This is a genomic window from Bacillus cereus group sp. BfR-BA-01441 (assembly GCF_022663075.1).
GTDB classification, from domain to species: Bacteria; Bacillota; Bacilli; order Bacillales; family Bacillaceae_G; genus Bacillus_A; species Bacillus_A cereus.
In genome coordinates this window covers 1-7,907 of sequence record NZ_JAKUEU010000132.1, presented here as the reverse complement: position 1 = coordinate 7,907, position 7,907 = coordinate 1, and the positions used below count along the sequence as shown (strand labels likewise).

Below are 7,907 nucleotides of genomic sequence, written 5' to 3'. Positions count from 1 at the left end.
CGCAATGGAAGTTATCGATTCACTTACACTTTCATTCAACCGTGCGCGTCAGGCAGCGATTACGCAAGAAATTACGGAAATCGTTGGTGGAGCAGCAGCGTTAGAATAGTATTAAAAAGCGGAAGCGGTTCGTTCAGAATGAGAGGGGGATGGAGCTTTTGACGTAGAGGCGATTTGTGCCTCGTAGGAAAAAGCGAAGCCACCGAACATTCTAACCGCTGGAGATAGATTCAATAAAAAGCGGAAGCGGCTCTTTCAGGAGAGTCGCGTAAGCTAAACTAATAAAAAATTAAAAGCTAACTTCTCTGATAGAGGTAGCTAATTAAAAGAAAGCTAGGAGGGAACCCGATGAATAAAGGGCGCGTTACGCAAATCATGGGTCCGGTTGTAGACGTTAAGTTTGATGGCGGAAAGCTACCAGAAATCTACAATGCCCTTACGGTAAAACAAAGCAACGAAAACGGAAGCATGAACTTAACATTTGAAGTTGCACTTCATTTAGGTGATGATACAGTTCGTACAGTTGCGATGTCTTCCACAGATGGACTTGTTCGTGGCACAGAAGTAGAAGATACTGGTAAAGCAATCTCTGTACCAGTTGGTGATGCAACACTTGGACGTGTATTCAACGTATTAGGTGATGCAATTGACTTAGATGGTGAACTTCCTGCGGATGTACACCGTGATCCAATTCACCGTCAAGCACCTGCATTCGAAGAATTATCTACTAAAGTAGAAATTCTTGAAACTGGTATTAAAGTAGTAGACTTACTTGCTCCTTACATTAAGGGTGGTAAGATCGGCCTATTCGGTGGTGCCGGCGTAGGTAAAACAGTATTAATTCAGGAATTAATCAATAACATCGCACAAGAGCACGGTGGTATCTCTGTATTCGCTGGTGTAGGTGAGCGTACTCGTGAGGGTAATGACTTATACCACGAAATGAGCGATTCTGGCGTAATCAAGAAAACTGCGATGGTATTCGGACAAATGAACGAGCCACCTGGAGCACGTCAACGTGTTGCATTAACAGGTTTAACAATGGCTGAGCATTTCCGTGATGAGCAAGGACAAGACGTACTTCTGTTCATCGATAACATCTTCCGTTTCACGCAAGCGGGTTCTGAAGTATCTGCCCTTCTTGGTCGTATGCCATCTGCGGTAGGTTACCAACCAACACTTGCAACAGAAATGGGTCAATTACAAGAGCGTATTACATCTACAAATAAAGGGTCTATCACGTCTATCCAAGCGGTATATGTACCAGCCGATGACTATACTGACCCAGCACCAGCTACAACGTTCGCTCACTTAGATGCAACAACAAACTTAGAGCGTCGTTTAACGCAAATGGGTATTTACCCAGCCGTAGATCCATTAGCATCTACATCTCGTGCACTTTCTCCAGAAATCGTAGGAGAAGAGCATTATGAAGTAGCTCGTCAAGTACAGCAAACTTTACAACGTTATAAAGAACTTCAAGATATCATCGCTATCTTAGGTATGGATGAGTTATCTGAAGAAGATAAGTTAGTTGTACATCGTGCTCGTCGTATTCAATTCTTCTTATCTCAAAACTTCCACGTAGCTGAGCAGTTTACAGGTCAAAAAGGTTCTTACGTACCTGTAAAGAATACAGTTAGTGGTTTCAAAGAAATTCTAGAAGGAAAATATGATGACCTTCCAGAAGATGCATTCCGCTTAGTAGGTGGCATTGAAGAAGTTATTGAAAACGCGAAGAAAATGATGGCGTAAGGCCTTAGGAGGGACGAAGTATGAAGACATTTCCAGTCAGTATTGTAACTCCTGATGGACCGGTTTACGAAAAAGAAGTAGAAATGGTAAGTGTAAAAGCAGAGAGTGGGGAAATGGGGATCTTACCAGGTCACATTCCAACTGTTGCACCATTAAAAATTAGTGCAGTTCGTCTGAAAAATGGTGGACACACTGATTATGTAGCAGTAAGCGGTGGCTTTATCGAAGTTCGTCCAGATAAAGTGACTGTATTATCATCATCTGCTGAAGAAGCAAACCATATCGATATCCATCGCGCAAATGAAGCGAAGCGTCGCGCTGAGCAACGTCTGCAAGATAAACAAGCACATGTTGACTTTAAACGTGCAGAAATGGCATTACAACGTGCCGTAAACCGTTTAAACGTTTCCGATATGAAGTAAAAAAATCCGTAAGGGCTTTGCCTTTACGGATTTTTTTGTGTGTATTTTATGGATAATTTTACAAAAATGGTATAATTATATTGATGCTTGTATAAGTAGAAGTGTACAACAATTTATATTTCATAAAGGGGATGGATCAATGATTGGTGAAATGAAGCGAGAAGCATTGTACTCTTTAAAGGGAAAATGGGGACTAGGTGTTGGATCAACAATTTTATATTTTATTTTAAGTTATGTCGTTTCGATGGCTGCAATGCTTATACTGTTAATTCCAGGAATTATTATATTTCTCTCAGTTGCAGGCTTAACTGGATCATTTGAAGAGGAAACGATGTCAATTGGAGCAGGTATTACCTTTGGAATTTTTTATTGCATTATGATAATTTTGAGTAACGCATCGTATGGGATTACGTCATATGGTTATACAAATGTATTTTTACAGATTAGTAAACGAGAAGATGCTAAAGTAGATTACTTATTCGAAGGATTTCGTGGCTTTAAAAGAATGATGAAAACAATGTGGGCAATGCTTGCGATTTTGTTATATACAGGTACATGGATTCCGATGCTGTTAATAGGCTTATTTGCATTGTTAGGTGAAGAAGGGAATACGTCATTTGCAATAGCTTTCTTCGTACTATTAGCAATTTCAATTGTTGGTATGATTGTGATGTATTTTTCTTATGCACTGACGTACTATGTGATGATTGAAAATCCAGAATATAGTGTTTCGCAGGCGATGAAGGAAAGTAAGAATCTTATGAAGGGTCATAAGTTAGATTTGTTTCTTTTATGGCTGAGCTTCATAGGATGGGCTATTTTAGCGCTGCTTACTTTTGGAATAGGATTTCTTTGGCTTAGTCCGTATATGAGTACGACGACAGCACACTTTTATCGCTACATTTCAAAAGGTGAATTTCAATAGGAACATGCTATACTAATAGAATTATTGTGTATAGGAGGCGAGGCTACGCATGATTAGTGATTTAAAAGGAGAAGCACTAGATTCATTAGAAGGGAAATGGGGATTAGCTGTTGGAGCTACACTACTCATTTCAATTCTTATCACGGCTTTTAGTTTTAGTGTTGATTGGGGATTTTCTTTAATTTTCGGTTGGCAAAAAACAAATGGTTCACTTTCAACGAATATTCTTTCATTTTTTGTTACTGGACCGTTAACTTTAGGTGGATATTACCTTGGTTTAAATATCCTTCGTGAAAAGCAAGCTAGTATTGGTAATGTATTTATTTGGTTTTCAGAGGGAAAGAGATTTCTAAAATCATTTTTATTATATTTATTAGTAAATCTTTATCTTTTCTTATGGACGTTATTGTTCATTATTCCAGGTATTATTAAATCATTTTCTTATGCGATGACATACTTTATTATAAACGATCATCCTGAGTATTCACTGAACCAAGCTATTACAGAAAGTCGTCGTATGATGGATGGACATAAGATGGAGTATTTCATTTTATGTTTAAGTTTTATTGGCTGGTTTATATTAAGTTGTATTACGTTAGGGATTGGATTCTTATGGTTAATTCCATATTTCTATACGACATCTGCAGCTTTTTACGAAGAGATTGCAGATGAATATTATGAGAAAAAAATTTAGCACTATAAAACCCCCAGTATGAATTATTTGTTCATACTGGGGGTTTTTTGTAGAAATTTTATAAATTGATTACTAGTAAGTGGTTTACTGAAATAGTAACCTTGCATATATTTACAGTTATGTTTTTGCAGAAACTTAAGTTGTTTTTCGGTTTCAATTCCTTCGGCAACGACTGAAAGATTTAAAGTATTTGCGAGGGAAAGTATTGTAGAAACGATGGCTCGTTCTTCAGGACGATGATCAGCTAATTGTGTAAATTCTCTCGGTACTTTTAATGTGTCGATTGGAAAAATTGATAAATAAGCAAGAGAAGAATACCCAGTACCGAAGTCATCAATGGAAGTTTGGATACCGTACTCTTTTAATTGCTTCAGTCTCAATAATGTTTCTTTCTCGTCAATCATTGCAATTCTTTCTGTTAACTCAAGTGTTACATATTTTGGATCGACTTGCACGTCGTTTAATATTTGTGAAATGTTTTCGATTAATTGATCTTGCCGGAATTCTTTTGCGGATAAATTAACACTTATTTTTAAATTTTGGTAGCCAAAGGTATGCCATACTTTTAATTGGAGACAAGCTTCTTGTAATACCCAATGTCCAAGTGGGACTACTTGTGGCGTCTCTTCTACAATTGGAATAAACTCACATGGTGAAATGTCACCTAATAGTGGGTGTTTCCAACGTATTAAAGCTTCAGCACCGATAATTTTATTTGTTGTCGTATCAATTTGTGGTTGATAAACGAGATAAAATTCTTTGTTTACTAAAGCGATTGGCAAATCTTTTTCAATTCGAGCTTTTCGTTCCATTTTTTTATATAGTTCTTTCGTGTAAAGAGAGCTACCGTTTTTTCCTTTATTCTTTGCTTCGTACATGGCCATATCAGCATGCTGCAAAATGGATAGCGCATCTTCACCTGCTTCAGGATATATTGCAATTCCGATACTCGGTGAGATTTGTAAATGTTGATTTTCGATTTCAAATGGCTCATTCATGGCCGCTACAATCCTATCAGCTATTTTTTGGACATCTGGCTTTTTTTTGTAATTCTCGATAAGGATTGTGAACTCATCCCCAGCTAGCCGCGCGAGTTTCATATTTGATGTTGCTATTCTTTCGAGCCTTTTTGCTACTGCGATGAGTAATAGGTCTCCTACTCGATGACCGAGGGTATCATTAATAACCTTAAAACGGTCTAGGTCGAGAAACATAACAGCAAAAGGCTTTTTCGATATTTTTGCTCGCGCAATTGCCTGTTCTAAATGTTGATGAAATGCACGACGATTTGCAAGCTCTGTTAAAGTATCATGGTATGCTAGGAAGTTGATTTGTTCTTGTTGTTGTTTGCTTTCCGTAATATCTTTAATCATTAAATAAACCCCAGAAATTTTCTCCTTTAAAAAGATCGGTACGGCGGTAACGTGCAAGTAGTAAATATCTCTGTTTTTATGGTAAGCCCGTATTTCTAAAGAAATAGAATATCCCTTTTTCACGCGATGAAAGGCGTTAATCATTTCTTCTAAATCTTCTTCGTATATGAGTGAGTAGTAAGGCTGGTTTAATAATTCATTCGTTTGATAACCGAGTAAAGTAGTACCAGCGTTATTTACTTTGAGAAAATTACCGTACAAATCTAATGTGAAAATTGGATCGGGATGATGCTCGTATAAAGATTTAAACATTTGTTGATTATGATAGAGTTCATTTTTCTGTTCTACTAAATCTTCTGTACGTAGTTTAATTTGTTTCTCGAGTTCTGAGTTGAATTGCATTTGAGCGATCAATAATATTTTATTTTGTTTTCGAACTAAACTATGACGTATGAGAACGAAAGAAAAAGTTATTATAAGTCCGATTACTATAATAGGCGCAAAAACGTATTCAACTAATATAAAAACAATAAGCATTACTACCGAAATATACGGTAATGATAATCGGATTGATTCGCCAATTTTAGGTGTTAGTAGTACTTGTTCTTGTTTTTCAGGCTTTTTTGTATGGAGAATACAGGCGATTGCTACTAGTACTAAGGTTACTTGATAGAAAGGCGTAACTGTAAACATAGAATACTCTGGTATGAAGTATTTTATATAAGCATAAATCGCATCTGTAGTAGCATATAAAATTAAAGCACTGCCAAGAAGTGCACCGACCTTTTTAGGTAATAAGGATAGTGGTTTGAATAAAAGGTTGATTCCTATTAAGAGAAAGAGTAAATCAGCCATTGGATAGGTAAGTTGAACAAATATGTCGATATAGGATGTTGTAAAGATATGAATAGTTCGTTCAATAAGTAAGTAGTAACTTAAAGTAAATTGGGCTGTAACGATAATACAAATATCACATAGCATAAAAAGTTTTTCTAATAAATCTCGGTTATAAATGATTTCGTATAGAAAGGCAAACGTAAAGCTAACTAAAAAAAGTAAGTAAAAAAAGTCAGATGGATCAACGAACGTATAGAAGTCCTTTACAATTAAACGCTGATAGGCAACGACTATATCACCGATAAAATAAGAGAGAGCTCCAACAGATAATATGATCCAAAATAAACGAGATAGCCCTTCTTTCATGTTTGAAAAATAAAGTATATAACTACAAGCGATAATATCAATTAATAGGGTGCTCGTTCCGATTAATAGCTGAAAAGGAAATGAGTATTCATATACAAAAGGCATTGCTACATAGTGAAGCGTTATAGACAGCAATACAATGCTTATAAGAATACTTACATGTGTTTGTTTTTTCATTTATATCACCTACGGTTTCTTGAAAAGCATATATAAGTTTTATATTTATTTTGCACAATTATAGCAAGTTGTAAAGATAGATTTTAATAATTCTTGTTTCTGTCTCCCAACATATCGACATAGGAATTTGAAGTTTGCTATAATGATTAGAATAGTTGCATTATTTAGAAAAATTTAAAAATAATAATTACTGCAACTAGGACATATTGTTTACTATGTGAACTTGTTCTTAATTTAGGGGGGAGGGTTTCACAATGGCAAGTGTATATGAAAATAGTTATATGATCGTTTTGATTTTCTTGCTATTAGGTATATTGCTGCCGGTAGTGGCTCTTACATTAGGAAGGATGCTGCGCCCAAATAAACCAAGTGCAGCAAAGGCGACGACGTATGAGAGTGGAATTGAGCCTTTTCATGATGCAAATATTCGGTTTCATGCTCGTTATTATATTTTCGCTTTATTGTTTGTGATCTTTGATGTAGAAACTTTATTTTTATATCCTTGGGCTGTTGCGTATGACAAGCTAGGTTTATTTGCATTAATTGAAATGCTCATCTTTGTTGTAATGTTGCTAGTTGGATTAGCGTATGCTTGGAAAAAGAAGGTGTTACAATGGTTATAAATTTTGAGGAATTACATCCAAATGAGCGAGCAGAATTAGAACGAAATATCTTTTTTTCTACATTGGAACAGTTGAAAGGATGGGCGAGGAGCAACTCTTTATGGCCGATGACATTCGGACTGGCATGCTGTGCAATTGAAATGATGGGGGTAGGCTCATCACATTACGATTTAGATCGATTTGGGTCATTTTTTCGAACTTCACCAAGGCAATCGGACGTCATGATTGTATCGGGAACAGTAACGAAGAAGATGGCTCCTATTGTTCGGCGTTTATATGATCAAATGCCCGAACCAAAATGGGTTATTGCGATGGGATCTTGTGCGACAGCAGGTGGTCCGTATGTAAATTCATATGCTGTTGTGAAAGGTGTAGACCAAATCGTACCAGTTGATGTGTATATTCCTGGTTGTCCCCCAAATCCAGCTGCTTTAATCTATGGGATTAATAAATTAAAAGAGAAAATTCGTTACGAGGCAAAGACCGGAAAGCAGGTGACGAATAAATGAGTAATCCAAATAAAGATTTAGAGGATCTGAAAAAAGAAGCAGCTAGGCGTGCGAAAGAAGAAGCGAGAAAACGCCTTGTAGCGAAACACGAGGCGGAAATAAGTGAACTTGAGGAGGAAGATCAAGAAAAAGAGAAAGCGCTACCAAAAAATGATGATATTACTATAGAAGAAGCAAAACGACGTGCAGCAGCAGCTGCAAAGGCAAAAGCGGCGGCGTTAGCGAA

8 protein-coding genes and 1 pseudogene are annotated in these 7,907 nt (G+C 36.7%); 8 read left to right on the top strand and 1 reads right to left on the bottom strand.

The window, feature by feature from the left end; genetic code table 11:
- The 5 genes from MR107_RS28205 to MR107_RS28185 form a co-directional block, all read left to right on the top strand.
- A partial coding sequence (locus MR107_RS28205; RefSeq protein WP_242293012.1) for a F0F1 ATP synthase subunit gamma occupies positions 1–109 on the top strand: 109 nt, incomplete at its 5' end.
- Positions 110–348: 239 nt separating this feature from the next.
- Positions 349–1,755 (top strand): F0F1 ATP synthase subunit beta, encoded by a 1,407-nt coding sequence (gene atpD / locus MR107_RS28200; protein ID WP_001032595.1) that lies wholly within the window; start codon positions 349–351, stop codon positions 1,753–1,755.
- A gap of 20 nt (positions 1,756–1,775) precedes the next feature.
- Positions 1,776–2,177: a F0F1 ATP synthase subunit epsilon gene (atpC, locus tag MR107_RS28195; RefSeq protein WP_000847211.1), complete on the top strand. Its 402-nt coding sequence runs from the start codon at positions 1,776–1,778 to the stop codon at positions 2,175–2,177.
- 139 nt (positions 2,178–2,316) lie between these two features.
- A complete protein-coding gene (locus tag MR107_RS28190) occupies positions 2,317–3,102 on the top strand; it encodes a DUF975 family protein (RefSeq protein WP_000578827.1) in 786 nt (261 codons plus the stop codon).
- Positions 3,103–3,151: 49 nt separating this feature from the next.
- Positions 3,152–3,796: a DUF975 family protein gene (locus MR107_RS28185; protein ID WP_134207467.1), complete on the top strand. Its 645-nt coding sequence runs from the start codon at positions 3,152–3,154 to the stop codon at positions 3,794–3,796.
- Between the two features lie 23 nt (positions 3,797–3,819).
- Here the strand turns inward: MR107_RS28185 and MR107_RS28180 are convergent, their stop codons facing one another.
- Complete coding sequence (locus MR107_RS28180; protein ID WP_134207468.1) at positions 3,820–6,549, bottom strand: EAL domain-containing protein; 2,730 nt, start codon at positions 6,547–6,549, stop codon at positions 3,820–3,822.
- Positions 6,550–6,803: 254 nt separating this feature from the next.
- Between MR107_RS28180 and nuoA the strand changes: the two genes are divergently transcribed.
- The 3 genes and pseudogenes from nuoA to MR107_RS28165 form a co-directional block, all read left to right on the top strand.
- Complete coding sequence (gene nuoA, locus MR107_RS28175) at positions 6,804–7,172, top strand: NADH-quinone oxidoreductase subunit NuoA (protein WP_000179273.1); 369 nt, start codon at positions 6,804–6,806, stop codon at positions 7,170–7,172.
- Complete coding sequence (gene nuoB, locus MR107_RS28170) at positions 7,163–7,681, top strand: NADH-quinone oxidoreductase subunit NuoB (RefSeq protein ID WP_000236331.1); 519 nt, start codon at positions 7,163–7,165, stop codon at positions 7,679–7,681. The genes nuoA and nuoB overlap by 10 nt, the downstream gene beginning before the upstream one ends.
- Positions 7,678–7,907: pseudogene (locus tag MR107_RS28165) on the top strand (NADH-quinone oxidoreductase subunit C); the annotation flags it as partial. The gene nuoB and the pseudogene MR107_RS28165, both read left to right, overlap by 4 nt.

Bases quoted from the DNA above. Each gene is read 5' to 3' on its own strand.
- atpD (WP_001032595.1), top strand. From the start codon at position 349: ATGAATAAAGGGCGCGTTACGCAAATCATGGGTCCGGTTGTAGACGTT.
- atpC (WP_000847211.1), top strand. From the start codon at position 1,776: ATGAAGACATTTCCAGTCAGTATTGTAACTCCTGATGGACCGGTTTAC.
- MR107_RS28190 (WP_000578827.1), top strand. From the start codon at position 2,317: ATGATTGGTGAAATGAAGCGAGAAGCATTGTACTCTTTAAAGGGAAAA.
- MR107_RS28185 (WP_134207467.1), top strand. From the start codon at position 3,152: ATGATTAGTGATTTAAAAGGAGAAGCACTAGATTCATTAGAAGGGAAA.
- MR107_RS28180 (WP_134207468.1), bottom strand. From the start codon at position 6,549: ATGAAAAAACAAACACATGTAAGTATTCTTATAAGCATTGTATTGCTG.
- nuoA (WP_000179273.1), top strand. From the start codon at position 6,804: ATGGCAAGTGTATATGAAAATAGTTATATGATCGTTTTGATTTTCTTG.
- nuoB (WP_000236331.1), top strand. From the start codon at position 7,163: ATGGTTATAAATTTTGAGGAATTACATCCAAATGAGCGAGCAGAATTA.